A 14,890-nucleotide genomic window follows, 5' to 3' on the forward strand; every position below is an offset into this window, starting at 1 on the left:
TTAATGCACAAAAAAACACACCATGATCAGGTGTGTTTCTTTGTCTACATTTGGTATTTTTTCTTAAACTGCTCCGCTCTGCCGCCTTTTTCTCCGAATTTCTGGCGTCCTGTATAAAATGGATGCGTATCAGAGCTTGTCTCTACTTTAATGACAGGATAAGTCTTCCCATCTTCCCACTCTACGGTCTCATGTGATGTCTTTGTTGATCTACTTAAGAAGCGGTAACCGCTGTTTACGTCCATAAATACAACTTCATGTGAGGTTGGATGAATATCTCTTTTCAATGTCAAAACTCCCTTCATCATTAAAACGTAACGATTACGTTTTATAATTATATTCTACTCCCTCTTTTACAACTTGTCAAAAAACAAGCTTTCTTAGTCAGGAAGAATAATCTAAAAATGGTGGAGAATAATAAACACCATCAAAAGAGATGCGATAAGAAAGGCGGAGAAAAAATTGACTGATCTCGTTTTAGCTAGAAGTCTGTTCGGCACAACAATGGGCTTCCATATTATTTATGCCTCGCTTGGCGTAGGCATCCCGCTAATGATTTTGTTAGCTGAACTCATCTTTCAAAAAACGAAGGACCCGCATTATGCCATCATGGCCAAACGATGGACAAAAGCGCAGGCTGTTCTGTTAGGTGTTGCCATTCCAACCGGTACCATTGCTGGTACGCAGCTTGCCCTTCTATGGCCTGGTTTTATGGAGGTCATCGGAAAAGTCATGTCACTGCCATTTCAAATAGAAATTTATGCTTTCTTTATTGAAGCATTATTTATGTCTATTTATGTGTACGCAGCAGATCGTTTATCACCAGCCATGCGCATCATTACCGTTATTTTCGTTGTCATTGGTGCAGCAGCTTCAGCGATTCTCATTACAAACGTACATGCTTTTGAAGGAACACCCGCTGGCTTTCAAATGGTCAATGGAGAAATAACGAATATCGAACCTTGGAAGGCATTTTTCAATCCTAGTTTTGTTGTAACTGCTACTCACGTAGTACTGTCTGCTTTTACAACAGGCGCTTTTGTCATTGCTTCTGTCGCTGCATTTAAAATGTTGAAAACAAGAAAAAACGAAAAGCTCTATACCTTTCATCGAAAAGCCCTTTTTCTTGGACTGATTGTAGGCGGACTTTTCTCTTTTCTCACAGCCTTAAACGGTCACGAATCAGCTCAGCTTCTGTATGAATATCAGCCTGAAAAATTAGCGGGTGCTGAAGGTTTATTTGAAACGCAATCACATGCGCCTCTAGCCATTGGCGGTTTTACTGATGCCAATACGCAAGAAATCAAAGGAGCTATCGAAATCCCTTGGGCACTTAGTTTTCTTGCAGGAAATAGCTTTGATACTGTGGTTAAAGGGTTAAATGATTTTCCTAGGGACGAGTGGCCGCCTTTATTTATTCACACATTATTTAACGGAATGGTCATTATCGGCTCATTGCTCATTTTCTTTGCTGTGTTAGCACTGTTTTACCGCAAAATTTTAAAACGCGATCATTATCCAAAATGGCTGCTTGTCCTTTATTTATTTGGCGGACCTCTTAGTCTTTTGGCGATTGAATTTGGATGGATCTTTGCCTGTACAGGCCGTCAGCCATGGGTGATTTATCGAATGCTCAAAACCTCTGAAGTCGTCACATCATCAGGGTCTATCGGTACACTTTTCATCCTTTTTGCCATTGTCTATCTCATTTTAGGCATCGCAACTGTGATTGTACTGACGTACTACTTTAGAAAACATTCAATTGAAGAAGACTTACGGTTAACAGAATCTTAAAAAGGGAGCGATCTTGATGCAAATGGATGTAACAACTGATGCACTCATTGCAATCACCATCTTATGGGGATTCGTGTTTATCTATGCAGTGATGGCATCAATGGATTTCGGTGCAGGATTTTGGTCAATGATTTACATGAACAAAGAGCAGACAAAGGCCGCAAATATCGCAAATAAGTATCTTTCTCCAACTTGGGAAGTAACAAACGTCTTCATTGTGGCCATCGTCGTTGCCTTGTTTAGCCTGTTTCCAGGTGCAACATTTGTGCTAGGCACTGTTCTATTAATACCTGGCAGCATTATTTTGTTGCTTCTTGCACTGCGAAGCGGATTTCTCGTCTTCTCTCATTCACTGCCTAAAAAATATAGAAAAGCCGTGACATATATTTCAGGAATTAGCGGCTTTATTATTCCGTCCATCCTCATCATGGTTCTCCCCATTACACATGGTGGATTCATCTTTCAGGAGAATAATGTCTACTCATTAGATTTAGGATTGGTCTTTACAAGCGCAAATGTCTATTCTTTCGTAGGTTTTGCGATTTTCAGTACCCTTTTCCTCTCATCTTTGCTTTTAGCTGATTTTTCTAATGTTGCAAACGAAGATGAGGCTTATAACATTTATAGAAAAGGAGCACTGATTACAGGTCCACTTTCTCTCATGATGGCTTTCTTTATCATGCTCACACTGAGAAGTGAGGCCAATTGGCTGTTCACAAAAATGATGCAGAACATCCCGATCCTGCTTGTTTCTCTACTCATGTTTTTGCTTGCAGGTTTGGCTCTATTTTTACCAAACAGCCGCTTTAAACATCGGAAAGGGAGACCACGTTTAGCGGTTATCGCCATTACAATTCAATATTTCTTAGCAAGCTATGTGTATGGACATGCGCATTTGCCCTATATGGCCTATCCTGATATTACCATCATGTCTGGGTTTACAGATCCCGTCACATTTAGGGCATTATTTATTACGTATATTGTAGGGTTTATCATCCTATTCCCTGGGTTCTACTTCTTCTGGAAATTGTTTATGAAAGATAAGCGTTATATTCGTCAGGAAGATTAACATGAATGAACGCCCCTTACTTCGGTTACATTATAGATGAAAGACATACTCAAAAGGAGGTCATCTGTATGAGTCAAAAAATCCTTTGTGAAGTAAACAACTGTTCCTACTGGAATGCTGGAAATCGTTGTGGTGCAGATGCAATTTATGTCGTCAGCCATACAGGAAATACGGCTGAGAAAAGTGAAGAAACTGACTGTAAAACGTTTAAACCTCAAGACCTTTAAGTCTCATTAAAGGAGGCGCTTCGCTTTGAAAAACGATCGGCTTACTCAAACGTTTCTTGAAGAAATTCAGGACGCGGACGAGGCTGCATTTTATCAAGCAGCTCACTCCTTTTTAAATCTTTGGGAATATGAATACGGACATGTTTCCGACATGCCCAATGACATGCATCAGTATATTGGCCAGCTTGCTTACGACAGCGGGCTTGTAGAAGAGTAAGAAAGAGCGGATGACCGCTCTTTCTTTTTGTTCAGACAGGAAGGAAAAACTTTCCTCAACTATACAGTGGTTCTATTGATGGTGCAAATGGCGATTCATTCGTTTTCATTTCACAAAATCATGTTTTGTAAACACATCAATTTTATCTGAGAAAGAACGAAGCGCTTGATAATCAACTTCTACACCCATACCTGGAGAACGCGGTACTTCAATAAATCCATTTTCAACTTTAATTTCAGGAAAAATGATATCCTGTTCCCAATATTTCGACGATGCTGAAATATCCCCAGGAATCGTAAATTGCGGAAGTGATGCAAGTGCCACGTTTTGCGCGCGAGAAATGCCTGTTTCAATCATTCCACCGCACCATAACGGAATCTGCTGCTCCTTGCAGAACGCATGAATCTTAAGAGCTTCAGTCAGCCCTCCAACTCGTGAAGGCTTCACATTAATAATTTGACAGCTTCCAAGTTCTACAGCTTTTCTCGCATCATCTAAAGAACAAATACTTTCATCCAAACAGATTGGTGTTTTTAAATGCTTTTGCAAATGCCGATGATCGACAATGTCATCTGCGGCTAAAGGCTGTTCAATCATTAATAAACGAATATCGTCGAGCTGCTTCAGTTTGCTAATATCTTTTAATTCATAAGCAGAGTTTGCATCCGCCATTAACGGAAGGTGAGGGAAAGACTCCCTTATCTTTTGTAGAAGTCCAATATCTTGTCCCGGCTTAATCTTCACTTTCACACGCTGATAGCCTTGATCAACAAATTGCTCGATTTGCTGAATCATATCATCTATTGGTCCTAACCCCGCAACGACACCAGATGGAATTCTATCTCTAGTACCGCCTAAGACGTCACGTAAGGACTTATTTTCTCGCTTCGCATAAATATCCCACACAGCTGCCTCAATTCCCGCTTTGGCCATTCTATTGCCTTTAAAATGGTACAAGCTGTCTGGTATGTCCGAAGGATGTGTAAAAGATCGGGTCAGCACGTTCGGGATAAAGAAAGCCCTGAGCATGTGATAGCAGGTCTCGATGGTTTCTTCTGTATACCACGGAGAAGAGAAGGCAGATACCTCTCCCCATCCAGTTAATCCTGTTTGATCTTTGACCTCGACAATAATAAACTCACGCTCTGAAATGGTCCCAAGGCTCGTTGTAAATGGCTGTTTGAGTTTCATCGTGACATGATATAAGATTACACGTTCAATTTGAATCATCTAAAAACCCCTTTGATTTGAGTCTGTGCCTCTGCAATTTATTCGACGCATTCCTTGGCAGCTCATCCACAAAGTGAAAAGCGGCGGGCCATTTATACTTGGCTAATTGCGACTGACATAAAGCATAGAGCTCATTCTCCGGAATCTGCTCATCTGTCACAAGGAAGGCAGCAGGTACCTCTCCCCATTTTTTATCATATATACCCGTCACTCCGGCTTCCTTTACATTTGGATGTGTTAAAAGAACTGCTTCAATTTCTGCTGGATAAATATTTTCTCCGCCAGAAATAATTAAGTCTGACCGCCGATCAAGCACAAATAAGAATCCGTCCTCATCTACATAGCCAATATCACCCGTTTTCAGCCAACCCTGCTCAAATGCAGCAGCTGTTGCCTCTTGACGATAAAGGTAGCCTTTCATGACATTTGCACCTTTTACCATGATTTCACCATGCTCAAAAGGACGACACGGACGGTCCTCATCTTGAATCTTTAATTCACACCCAAAAAGGGGCTTTCCCGCTGATCCAAGCTTTTCCACACTAAATTCTGGCGCAAGTGTCACAATTTGCGAGCAGGTCTCCGTCATACCGTACGATTGAAACACAGGAAATCCTTTCTCCTTACTCTCTTGAAGCATCGCATAAGGCGCAGGGCCTCCGCCTAACAGCAGGCAGCGCAAAGAAGACGGACATTCTTCAAGTCCACTTAATAAACGGGACAGCATGGTTTGAACAACTGACAACATCGTCACTCGATGCTGTTCAATAGCATTCTTGACTTCATCGACATCAAACTTTTGATGAAGCACGACAGTCATACCGTATATGACAGATTTAAATATAGCGGATAAACCGCTTATATGAAAAAGAGGCAAGGCAATGAGCCAGCGGTCGTCCTCCCTGATCCCTAAATTCAATGCCGAGGAAACAGCACTATGAAAATGATTACCAAACGTTTGCTCCACCCCTTTAGGGCGTCCTGTCGTTCCAGATGTATACATAATCGTCGCCGTCTCATTTAAATCAATATCATGTACGACCTTCTTTTCCATATCATGATCTGCATCAGGTAAAGTCTCTATTGTATAAACAGGTAAATCACCATGATGCTCATTTGCATATGCAGGCTCTGTTAATAAAGCCATGACTTTCGCATCTTCCAGCTGAAAACGTCTCTCTGCTTTTGTTAACTTATTGTTCAATAACACAATCTTGAAGCCTAATAAAAAACAAGCGTGAACAAGCATGACCATATGAGGATGGTTGTTCATTAAAATCGCAACCGTATCCCCTTTTTTAAAAGAGACACGTGTCAGTCGATTCGCAAGTTGGTCTACATCATTCGCTAAATCACGAAATGTCCACTCTTTGTCTTGATAAATGAGTGCGACCCGGTCTGGCGTTAAATACGCACGGTGCAGCAGCCAATTGGGTTGCTTCATCATGACACCTCCTTTTCATAAAAGAAAACAGCTCAGTCTGATGCACTAAGCTGTTTTCATCCATATCATTGAATCAAGGGAAACGAGGGAACTGACCGAAGTCTGGCTTCCGTTTTTCCTTAAAGGAATCGCGTCCTTCTTTTGCTTCATCTGTTGTGTAATAAAGAAGGGTCGCATCTCCTGCAAATTGCTGAATACCAGCTAATCCATCTGTGTCCGCATTAAATGCAGCTTTCAAGAATCGTAAAGCAGTCGGGCTCTTTTCTAGCATGTCCTCACACCACTTCACTGTTTCTTCTTCCAGCTGCTCTAATGGTACAACTGTGTTGACCAGTCCCATATCAAGCGCTTCTTGTGCATTGTATTGACGGCATAAGTACCAGATTTCTCTTGCTTTCTTATGGCCCACAATACGTGCTAGATAGCCAGATCCATAACCAGCATCAAAGCTGCCCACTTTTGGTCCAGTTTGTCCAAAAATCGCATTGTCTGCTGCAATCGTGAGGTCACACACGACATGAAGCACATGTCCGCCGCCAATCGCATAGCCCGCAACCATCGCAATAACTGGTTTTGGAATGACACGAATTAAACGCTGTAAGTCTAGGACGTTTAGACGTGGAATTTGATCGTCTCCTACATAGCCGCCATGACCGCGTACTTTTTGGTCTCCACCAGAACAGAATGCTTTACCTCCAGCACCTGCAAGGACAATGACACCAACTTCTGAATTGTCACGAGCACGTGAGAATGCATCAATTAATTCACTTACGGTCTTTGGTGTAAAGGCATTATGTACGTGCGGACGGTTAATGGTGATTTTTGCAATCCCATTATATGTTTCATATAAAATTTCGTCATACTGACGCTCAGTTTGCCATTCAATAGCCATCAATATTTCCTCCTCTAATCTTGCGATAAAATAAACTCACTTACTATTTTACCAAAAAAATGTGGTTGTTCCACATGAACTGTATGCCCGGCATGCTCTGCTACTGTGAAATGACTGTATTCAAGTGCCTGCTGCATACGTTTGGCGATGTGACAAAACTTTTTATCAAGTGTTCCGCAAATGAGTAAAACAGGCTGTTTTATCTGCTTTAATGCTTGCCACATAGACGGCTGTGAACCGGTTCCTATACCTTCTAAGCTGCGAGCCAGCCCGTTAGGATCGGCTTTTAGCCTTCCCTCTCTCAGTTGCGTTAGCCTGTCCGCTGGCAAGGATTTCTGCGAAGCAAACAGCGGAATGTTCTCCCAAAAATCCACAAACTGCGCTAACCCTTCATGTCTGATCTTTTGAGCTAGCTGATGATCATGATTCAGCCTCGCCATCCGCTCTTTAAAAGAGTTCAGCCCTGGAGATGTACTCTCAAGAATCAGCTTGTTTACACGTTCTGGATAACGGGAGGCAAATGATAAAGCAATACGCCCTCCCATAGAATATCCGAGAATGTTCACTTTGTGAAGCTTTAATTGATCTAAAATCTCAGCAAGATCTGCCAGCTGCTGGGACATTGCATATCTTCTTATACTCTTTGGTGAGTCTGTGCGGCCATGTCCAAGCAAGCTGACCTGAATCAATCTCGTATGTTTTTGTGTATAAGTATTCAAAAAAGCCCAAGAAGCTGCACTCCCTGTAAAGCCATGTAAACATAACGTGGCATTTTCAGCAGATGGGTTATGGTCTATCACCTCATACGCCACACCATCGTGCATTCGTATTATGAGTGAAGGCATTCTTTTTTCACTTCCCTCAATATCTCGTCCATCATTTGGCGATGTTTGCCAACGCGAGAATGCCGGTCAGTTTCAATTTCAATTAAATGAAGCCCTGGTTCTTGGATATGCGCCAAGTACACATCTTTTAACTCTTCTTTCGTTGTCGGCTTCGAATAGGTTCCCCCATATAGCTTTGATGCATACTCAAAATTCAACCCAGTCGGCGTACCAAAGAGCTTTTCATAATACGGTTCATCGGATGCCTGCGGAAGGAAAGAAAAGATTCCTCCACCATCATTGTTTAACAACACAACCGTGAGCGGAATGCCCATTAGCTTAGCTGCAAGAAGACCGTTCATATCATGGTAAAAAGATAAATCGCCGATGACTAAAGTGATGGGTTGTTTCAAGGCTGCATATGTTCCAAGAGCTGTGGACACAACACCATCAATGCCATTTGCTCCGCGATTCGCCATCATCCGAAACGGTTTTGACTGCGTTTCAAAAAAGGTATCGACATCTCGAATAGGCATACTATTTCCGATAAAGAGCACACTCTCTTTTGGCAAAAGGTGCTGCAGCTGACGATACACATTTCCCTCAAATGTCAGGTCCTCATCATTGTATTGATTTGCATGCATTCTAAATGAAGAATTGACACTCTGCCAACGTCGTAAATAAGATGTATCCTGACGCTTTTCCGCTCTCATCAAGACTTCTTCTACAAAAGAGGCTGCATGACTTTCAATCATGTATGATGCGCTTAAACCAGGATCTCGATAACCACCCGCAGCATCGACGACAATCTGCTTCACTTCCGCATGCTTTTCTAGCCACTTAAATAAAGGCTTAGACACAGGCATCGGTCCAAAACGAATGACCATTTCAGGCAAGAGATGCTGCTGCAATGCCTCATCTTTTAACAAAGAATCGTATGCATCTATGATGTATTCTTCACTTTCATGTCCATTTCGCAAAAGAGAAAGCGGGTCAGCTAAAATTGGCAGATGCAAAGCTTTTGCAAGACGTAACACTGACGCCTGCTCTTCCGGCGAGTGAAGTTCACCAGCAACAATGATTCCTTTTGCCGCTTTGTTCATGATAGACACTAATTCTGACATAACCCGATCATCCGGACGAGCTTGACCTGCTGCTAAAACTTTGTTCGCAACTCCTTCTTCTCTATCAAAAGGATCAATAGACAAGTCAGGTAGCAATGGTTCTCTCAGCGGCACATTCACTTGAACTGGTCCCTTTGGCTCCTGCATAGACACATGACTTGCCCTAGCAGCAGCAGTTTGGACATACCGCAGCATCGTTTGGCTTTCTTCTGGCAAAGCTAAGTCTGTGAACCATTTAACAAACTTACCGAATAAGAATTGCTGATCAATCGCTTGAGGTGCCCCAACCTCCCTCAATTCGTGCGGCCGATCAGCAGTTAAAACAATCAATGGTACCCGAGAATAATGTGCCTCGACAACAGCTGGGTAAAAGTTAGCAGCTGCCGTACCTGATGTACAAATGAGCAGCACTGGGGTTTGACTCGCTTTCGCAAGACCCAGTGCATAAAAAGCAGCAGACCGTTCATCCACTAACACATGGACATTGATTTCTTGATGAGCAAGAGCGAGCATCGCAAGCGGTGTTGAACGGGAGCCAGGACAAACAACTGCCTCATTCACACCACTTTGCACAAATTCATCCATTAATCTGCCAATATATCTTGTCATGATTTGATTATTCAATAGGACGACCTCCAAGAGCAGACAGCATTGGTCTTAATTTCACTTGCGTTTCTTCATACTCTTGTTTTGCAAGGGAATCCTCTACAATTCCACATCCAGCAAACAAACGAACTTGGTCTTCCTCAATAAGACCTGATCGAATGGCGACAGCAAATTCTCCATTGTCCTTAGAATCAATCCATCCCACTGGCGCCGCATACCAACCGCGTTTCAACGGTTCGATTTCACGAATCACCTCTACCGCTTTTTCCTTAGGATATCCTCCAAGCGCTGGTGTTGGATGAAGCTGTTCAATTAATGAAAAGAGTGAACAGCTGCTTTTAATTTCTCCCACAATGGGTGTAAATAAATGCTGAATGTTTTTCGTTTTATAAAGACTTGGTTGATTTGGCTTATGCACATGATGGCAGTTTGCTTCAAATGCCTGTTCAATCATATTCACGACAATTTGATGTTCAATCAAATTTTTCTCATCATGAAGCAGTTCCTCACCTAGTGCCTGATCTTCTACTTCATCTTGACCACGTACAATGGAACCTGCCAAACACGATGAAAACACTTCACCACCGCTTTTTTTTACTAAACGTTCAGGCGTCGCCCCGACAAACGCTTGTCTTCCCTGCTCTATAGCAAATACATAACTCGTTGTTTGATGTTTTAGTAATTCTGCTAATAGTGGAACGAGTTCTATTTGATTTTTATAGTGAAGCAAGACTTCTCTTGCTAAAACAACCTTTTCATATTCGTTCACACGAATGTGTTCTGTCGCTTCATGGATTGCTTTCATCCATTCCTGGACATCTAACTCTTCCATATGAACAAGCTCAGCTTGTCCATGATTTCTGACAGGCAATGCATCAAAATTAGAAGCTTTCTGTTCTAACTCTTGAATGAGCTGATGAACATTCCCGTCCACCTCGTTCCATTCATTGATCGTTAGAAACGTGCCTTCTTTTGAAACAGTCAGCATCATCGATGGCACAAAAAAATGAGCCTCGCCAAATGCTTCCCAGTGACGCGCCTTTTCTTCGTATGGATCAAATGAAAATCCTCCAAATAAAAGCGGACCAACTGCCGCTTGCTTTAACTCCTTCTCATCATGAAAATGGAACATATGCTGTTTCAGCTGCTCCCATTCTTGATGGACGATATTGAATCGTTCTTTGCCTTGCTCTGATGATTTAATCACGGCCGCTCTGCCAAGTCCAGAAAATATCATTTGGCTTTCTGGATCAGACCAAAAAAACCGCTCGCCTAAAAAATCCGCTTCGCCGCTTTGGAAAAAGGCAAGAGGATCCAGATCGTCAACTCTTCTGGAGTAGCTTATCAAAACAGCATGGTTGACGTTATTCGCTTCTTCTAATGTCGCAAGCGCTTCCTGCCGGAAAGTACTTTGCACTGTTGTCACCATGATACATTCCTCCAAAATCCATGAAATAACATATAAAAATAAAACCATCATGTAAAAAAATACATGAACATTCGAGTATGTCGAATGACCTGCTTTTCTATTATAAACCTTAACAGATGAACTTAGTAAAGAAAACAGCTTTTAAAACCTCGAATCCTTATTATATCACGCTTTCAAGATTTTTTCGCTCCCGCTTATTGAAATGAGAACATCCCTTAAAAAATGGTAAGACCTGTTCGAAGATCAAGCTTTCTCTCTAGATGGGAACGATTAGCAAACATCTTTTTCTTGTTTCATCGCATCAATATATTGACACCTTTTTGAACTTTGCTAAACTGGAATTTGGACGTGTACGTATTTTTTTATTTAAAGGAGTATATTTTATGCAGCATCAATCGATATCAGATCAGCTTTCACCAATTAAGCCTGATAAAAACTGGCGGATTTGGTGGAATTTACTACGACCGCATACATTAACAGCGGCATTTATTCCCGTTACTTTAGGAACTGTCCTAGCACTTCCGAGTGGTCAAATACATGTTGGGCTATTTTTAGCTATGCTATTTGCATCGATGTTTATCCAAATTGCAACGAACATGTTTAATGAGTACTTTGATTATGTTCGTGGATTGGACAATGAGAAATCTGTCGGTATCGGCGGAGCGATCGTGAGAAACGGTGTAAAACCAAAAACAGTTTTAGGCCTCGCTTATGCCTTATTCGCGCTTTCTTTATTACTTGGGATCTATATTTGCATGATGTCTAGCTGGTGGATTGCACTCATAGGACTAATTTGTATGGCAGCAGGTTATTTTTATACCGGTGGCCCTGTACCAATTGCTTATACACCATTTGGAGAACTTGTATCAGGTGCTTTTATGGGACTAGGCATCATTTTAATTAGTTTCTATATCCAAACAGGAACATTGACATCAAAAGCTGTGCTCATTTCAATACCCATCTCTATTTTAGTTGGTGCCATCTTACTGTCTAACAATATCCGTGATTTAGACGGTGATAAAGAGAATGGACGAAAAACACTTGCTATCCTAGCTGGACGTAAAGCGGCCGTCAACATCCTACTTTCCATGTTTGTGATCTCATATGTACTCATTTTTGTTTATATCTTTATGGATATCGTGGGTCTTTGGAGTCTTCTTGTCTTACTCAGTGTGCCAAAAGCTTATACAGCCATTAAAGAATTTAAGCAAAAAGAAAAACCAATTGAATTAATGAATGCCATGAAGTCGACAGCACAAACCAATACGTTTTTTGGTTTCCTGTTAACGATCGCATTGATCTTACAATACTATCTCGCATAACACGAAACGCCTGCAGCCGCAGGCGTTTTTTATTGAAGAATTGCTTCAAATTGGCACAAGTCTTACATAAAAATTTGCTCATACTAACAATATGTTTGATATGAAAGGGTGATCGCTTTGTTGTCTAAAAACGAATTACATCTGTTGAAGCAGCGACTTCTCGATGAAAAACAAGAAATTGAAGCCAAAAGCCATGACGATGAACAGAAAGTATCATTTCCTTATGATTCAGTGGGCGAACTGTCAGCCTATGATAACCACCCTGGCGACCAAGGGACAGAACTATTCGAACGCGGAAAAGACATTGCCTTAAACAGTTTGGAACATGAGCATCTGTCCGATATCAATGAAGCACTCCAAGCAATGGCAGACGGCTCTTATGGTTTGTGTAAAGTGTGTAAAGCCCCTATTTCTAAAGAACGCTTAGAAGCCCTTCCCACCGCCGTCACATGCACAGAGCATTCAAAAGAACAGATCGTTTCACAAAACCGTCCCATTGAAGAGGACTTATTAAGTCCGCCCTCAGGGCAATTTGAAAATGAAGAAAGTGCTTCATATGATGGAGAAGATGCCTACCAAGACGTAGAACGCTATGGGAACTCTGATACCCCATCCGATATGGAATTTCCTCCATTGACTTACGATGATGTGTATACACAATCAGAAGATGAAGATTATGTGGAAGACTACGAAGGATTTGCAGCTGCTGATATTGAAGGTAAAGCAAGCAAGGTCTATCCAAATAAAGCACACGAAGCTTATGAAGAAGCATTAGATGAAGAAGGTGTCATGACGGTGTTTGGTGACTTGAAGCCGTACGAAGAAGAACCTTATACTAAAAAAAATCATTAGTCCCCACATATTGGGGGCTTGATGTTTATATCATGTAATAATTGGGAAATAAGTTGAAGAGTGAATTGATTGGGAGGAGATTTCTGGATGGCTAAAAAAAGTATCATTTGGGCGGTTATCGTCTTCTTTATTACATACGCATTATTTTCTATTGCAGGGTTCCTGTTCCCTATCGACAGAGAATGGTATGACGCACTAAATAAACCTGAATGGACACCTAGTGGTGGTGTCATCGGTGCGGTCTGGGCTGTCTTATTCGCCCTCATTTCGTTATCTGCCGCCATCATTTATGCAAAGTATGGTTTTCAAAAAATCACATTACCATTTTGGATTCTGTTTCTTTTAAATTATGTATTCAATCAAGCCTTTAGCTTTTTTCAATTTACACAAAAAGATTTATTTGCAGCTACGATCGACTGCCTGCTTGTAGCACTAACAGCACTTGCGCTTGTCATCGTCTCACGTAAACTAAGCAATGTTGTCCCAATTTTATTGATTCCTTATGTTTTATGGGGATTCTTTGCGACATACTTGTCTTATACGATCTATTCCATGAATATGTAAAAAAAGACCGCCATCATAGCGGTCTTTCATTTTGCAGAAAATAAAAAAGAGATCTTTATTAGACCTCTTTAAAAAATGACCCGTACGGGATTCGAACCCGTGTTACCGCCGTGAAAGGGCGGTGTCTTAACCGCTTGACCAACGGGCCAGAAAAATGGCGGAGAAGGAGGGATTTGAACCCTCGCGCCGCTTGCGCGACCTACACCCTTAGCAGGGGCGCCTCTTCAGCCACTTGAGTACTTCTCCATTTGGCTCCGCAGGTAGGATTCGAACCTACGACCGATCGGTTAACAGCCGATAGCTCTACCACTGAGCTACTGCGGAAAGTCATGGTGGGCCTGAGTGGACTCGAACCACCGACCTCACGCTTATCAGGCGTGCGCTCTAACCAGCTGAGCTACAGGCCCATGAACGATATGCAAATGGAGCGGATGATGGGAATCGAACCCACGACATCAGCTTGGAAGGCTGAGGTTTTACCACTAAACTACACCCGCAAAAATATGTATGGGGCGATTGATGGGAATCGAACCCACGAGTGCCAGAGCCACAATCTGGTGCGTTAACCACTTCGCCACAACCGCCATACTGATATTTATTTGTAAAAGTGGCTCGGGACGGAATCGAACCGCCGACACACGGATTTTCAGTCCGTTGCTCTACCAACTGAGCTACCGAGCCAAGTATTCATTTGAAAATGGCGGTCCGGACGGGACTCGAACCCGCGACCTCCTGCGTGACAGGCAGGCATTCTAACCAACTGAACTACCGGACCAATAGAGAAAAAATTTGGTTGCGGGGGCAGGATTTGAACCTGCGACCTTCGGGTTATGAGCCCGACGAGCTACCGAACTGCTCCACCCCGCGATGATATCATTTTTTAAAAATATGGCGGAGGAAGAGGGATTCGAACCCCCGCGGGCTTTGACACCCCTGTCGGTTTTCAAGACCGATCCCTTCAGCCGGACTTGGGTATTCCTCCGTATAGATGGTGGACCTTGTAGGACTCGAACCTACGACCGGACGGTTATGAGCCGTCTGCTCTAACCAACTGAGCTAAAGGTCCTTTATAGCGGCGGAGGGGATCGAACCCCCGACCTCACGGGTATGAACCGTACGCTCTAGCCAGCTGAGCTACACCGCCATGATATAAAATAATCTTTTAAAAAGTGGAGCCTAGCGGGATCGAACCGCTGACCTCCTGCGTGCAAGGCAGGCGCTCTCCCAGCTGAGCTAAGGCCCCATAAAAGATGGTCGGGAAGACAGGATTCGAACCTGCGACCCCTTGGTCCCAAA

The 14,890-nt window shown here is 42.5% G+C and carries 14 protein-coding genes and 13 tRNA genes; 7 read left to right on the forward strand and 20 right to left on the reverse strand.

The genetic code is table 11. The annotated features are described in order from the left end of the window. Positions 1-44: 44 nt before the first annotated feature. Complete coding sequence (locus tag EBQ12_RS17735) at positions 45-287, reverse strand: type B 50S ribosomal protein L31 (RefSeq protein ID WP_017358374.1); 243 nt, start codon at positions 285-287, stop codon at positions 45-47. 175 nt (positions 288-462) lie between these two features. Here EBQ12_RS17735 and EBQ12_RS17745 point away from each other — a divergent pair, with 175 nt between their 5' ends. The 4 genes from EBQ12_RS17745 (at position 463) to EBQ12_RS17760 (ending at position 3,307) form a co-directional block, all read left to right on the forward strand. Further along, positions 463-1,794, forward strand: a complete 1,332-nt coding sequence (locus tag EBQ12_RS17745) for a cytochrome ubiquinol oxidase subunit I (RefSeq protein WP_017358375.1) — start codon at positions 463-465, stop codon at positions 1,792-1,794. Between the two features lie 22 nt (positions 1,795-1,816). Further along, positions 1,817-2,863, forward strand: coding sequence for a cytochrome d ubiquinol oxidase subunit II (locus EBQ12_RS17750; RefSeq protein WP_206428041.1), 1,047 nt, complete (start codon positions 1,817-1,819; stop codon positions 2,861-2,863). Positions 2,864-2,931: 68 nt separating this feature from the next. Next, positions 2,932-3,090, forward strand: coding sequence for a DUF1540 domain-containing protein (locus EBQ12_RS17755; protein WP_008360682.1), 159 nt, complete (start codon positions 2,932-2,934; stop codon positions 3,088-3,090). A 25-nt stretch (positions 3,091-3,115) separates the two neighbouring features. Beyond that, the gene (locus EBQ12_RS17760; RefSeq protein ID WP_125590927.1) at positions 3,116-3,307 is read left to right on the forward strand and encodes a hypothetical protein; all 192 of its coding nucleotides are present in this window, start codon (positions 3,116-3,118) and stop codon (positions 3,305-3,307) included. Between the two features lie 105 nt (positions 3,308-3,412). Here the strand turns inward: EBQ12_RS17760 and menC are convergent, their stop codons facing one another. The 6 genes from menC to EBQ12_RS17790 all read right to left on the reverse strand — a co-directional run bounded on the left by menC (position 3,413) and on the right by EBQ12_RS17790 (position 10,856). Continuing rightward, positions 3,413-4,537, reverse strand: a complete 1,125-nt coding sequence (menC, locus tag EBQ12_RS17765) for an o-succinylbenzoate synthase (protein ID WP_008342917.1) — start codon at positions 4,535-4,537, stop codon at positions 3,413-3,415. Further along, positions 4,524-5,984 (reverse strand): o-succinylbenzoate--CoA ligase, encoded by a 1,461-nt coding sequence (locus EBQ12_RS17770; protein ID WP_058337241.1) that lies wholly within the window; start codon positions 5,982-5,984, stop codon positions 4,524-4,526. Before EBQ12_RS17770 ends, menC begins: the two co-directional genes overlap by 14 nt. Positions 5,985-6,054: 70 nt before the next feature. Further along, a complete protein-coding gene (menB, locus tag EBQ12_RS17775) occupies positions 6,055-6,873 on the reverse strand; it encodes a 1,4-dihydroxy-2-naphthoyl-CoA synthase (protein ID WP_039168312.1) in 819 nt (272 codons plus the stop codon). Positions 6,874-6,887: 14 nt separating this feature from the next. Next, on the reverse strand, positions 6,888-7,718 hold the full coding sequence (gene menH, locus EBQ12_RS17780; protein WP_125590929.1) for a 2-succinyl-6-hydroxy-2,4-cyclohexadiene-1-carboxylate synthase: 831 nt from the start codon (positions 7,716-7,718) through the stop codon (positions 6,888-6,890). Then, positions 7,703-9,445 (reverse strand): 2-succinyl-5-enolpyruvyl-6-hydroxy-3-cyclohexene-1-carboxylic-acid synthase, encoded by a 1,743-nt coding sequence (gene menD, locus EBQ12_RS17785; protein WP_039168308.1) that lies wholly within the window; start codon positions 9,443-9,445, stop codon positions 7,703-7,705. Before menD ends, menH begins: the two co-directional genes overlap by 16 nt. Then, complete coding sequence (locus tag EBQ12_RS17790) at positions 9,438-10,856, reverse strand: isochorismate synthase (RefSeq protein ID WP_125590931.1); 1,419 nt, start codon at positions 10,854-10,856, stop codon at positions 9,438-9,440. Before EBQ12_RS17790 ends, menD begins: the two co-directional genes overlap by 8 nt. A 383-nt stretch (positions 10,857-11,239) precedes the next feature. Between EBQ12_RS17790 and EBQ12_RS17795 the strand changes: the two genes are divergently transcribed. The 3 genes from EBQ12_RS17795 (at position 11,240) to EBQ12_RS17805 (ending at position 13,594) form a co-directional block, all read left to right on the forward strand. Further along, positions 11,240-12,178, forward strand: coding sequence for a 1,4-dihydroxy-2-naphthoate polyprenyltransferase (locus EBQ12_RS17795; RefSeq protein ID WP_125590933.1), 939 nt, complete (start codon positions 11,240-11,242; stop codon positions 12,176-12,178). A gap of 117 nt (positions 12,179-12,295) precedes the next feature. Further along, positions 12,296-13,030, forward strand: coding sequence for a TraR/DksA C4-type zinc finger protein (locus EBQ12_RS17800; RefSeq protein ID WP_125590935.1), 735 nt, complete (start codon positions 12,296-12,298; stop codon positions 13,028-13,030). Between the two features lie 87 nt (positions 13,031-13,117). Then, positions 13,118-13,594 (forward strand): TspO/MBR family protein, encoded by a 477-nt coding sequence (locus tag EBQ12_RS17805; RefSeq protein ID WP_008342900.1) that lies wholly within the window; start codon positions 13,118-13,120, stop codon positions 13,592-13,594. 76 nt (positions 13,595-13,670) lie between these two features. Here the strand turns inward: EBQ12_RS17805 and EBQ12_RS17810 are convergent. From EBQ12_RS17810 to EBQ12_RS17870, 13 genes are all read right to left on the reverse strand, one after another. Beyond that, positions 13,671-13,742 (reverse strand) — tRNA-Glu (locus EBQ12_RS17810). Positions 13,743-13,749: 7 nt separating this feature from the next. Continuing rightward, positions 13,750-13,840, reverse strand: a tRNA-Ser gene (locus EBQ12_RS17815). Positions 13,841-13,843: 3 nt separating this feature from the next. Then, positions 13,844-13,918 (reverse strand) — tRNA-Asn (locus EBQ12_RS17820). Between the two features lie 6 nt (positions 13,919-13,924). Beyond that, positions 13,925-14,001, reverse strand: a tRNA-Ile gene (locus EBQ12_RS17825). A gap of 16 nt (positions 14,002-14,017) precedes the next feature. Further along, a tRNA-Gly gene (locus tag EBQ12_RS17830) sits at positions 14,018-14,091 on the reverse strand. An 11-nt stretch (positions 14,092-14,102) separates the two neighbouring features. Then, a tRNA-His gene (locus tag EBQ12_RS17835) sits at positions 14,103-14,178 on the reverse strand. A 24-nt stretch (positions 14,179-14,202) separates the two neighbouring features. Then, positions 14,203-14,275 (reverse strand) — tRNA-Phe (locus EBQ12_RS17840). A gap of 17 nt (positions 14,276-14,292) precedes the next feature. Further along, positions 14,293-14,369 (reverse strand) — tRNA-Asp (locus EBQ12_RS17845). A gap of 15 nt (positions 14,370-14,384) precedes the next feature. Continuing rightward, a tRNA-Met gene (locus tag EBQ12_RS17850) sits at positions 14,385-14,461 on the reverse strand. Between the two features lie 22 nt (positions 14,462-14,483). Next, a tRNA-Ser gene (locus tag EBQ12_RS17855) sits at positions 14,484-14,576 on the reverse strand. Between the two features lie 7 nt (positions 14,577-14,583). After that, positions 14,584-14,660: transfer RNA gene (locus EBQ12_RS17860), tRNA-Ile, on the reverse strand. Positions 14,661-14,664: 4 nt separating this feature from the next. Continuing rightward, positions 14,665-14,738 (reverse strand) — tRNA-Met (locus EBQ12_RS17865). Positions 14,739-14,764: 26 nt separating this feature from the next. Continuing rightward, positions 14,765-14,837, reverse strand: a tRNA-Ala gene (locus EBQ12_RS17870). Between the last annotated feature and the right edge of the window lie 53 nt (positions 14,838-14,890).

Origin of the sequence: Bacillus sp. 2B09, assembly GCF_003946835.1 — a bacterium.
Taxonomy (GTDB): domain Bacteria; phylum Bacillota; class Bacilli; order Bacillales; family Bacillaceae; genus Bacillus; species Bacillus altitudinis.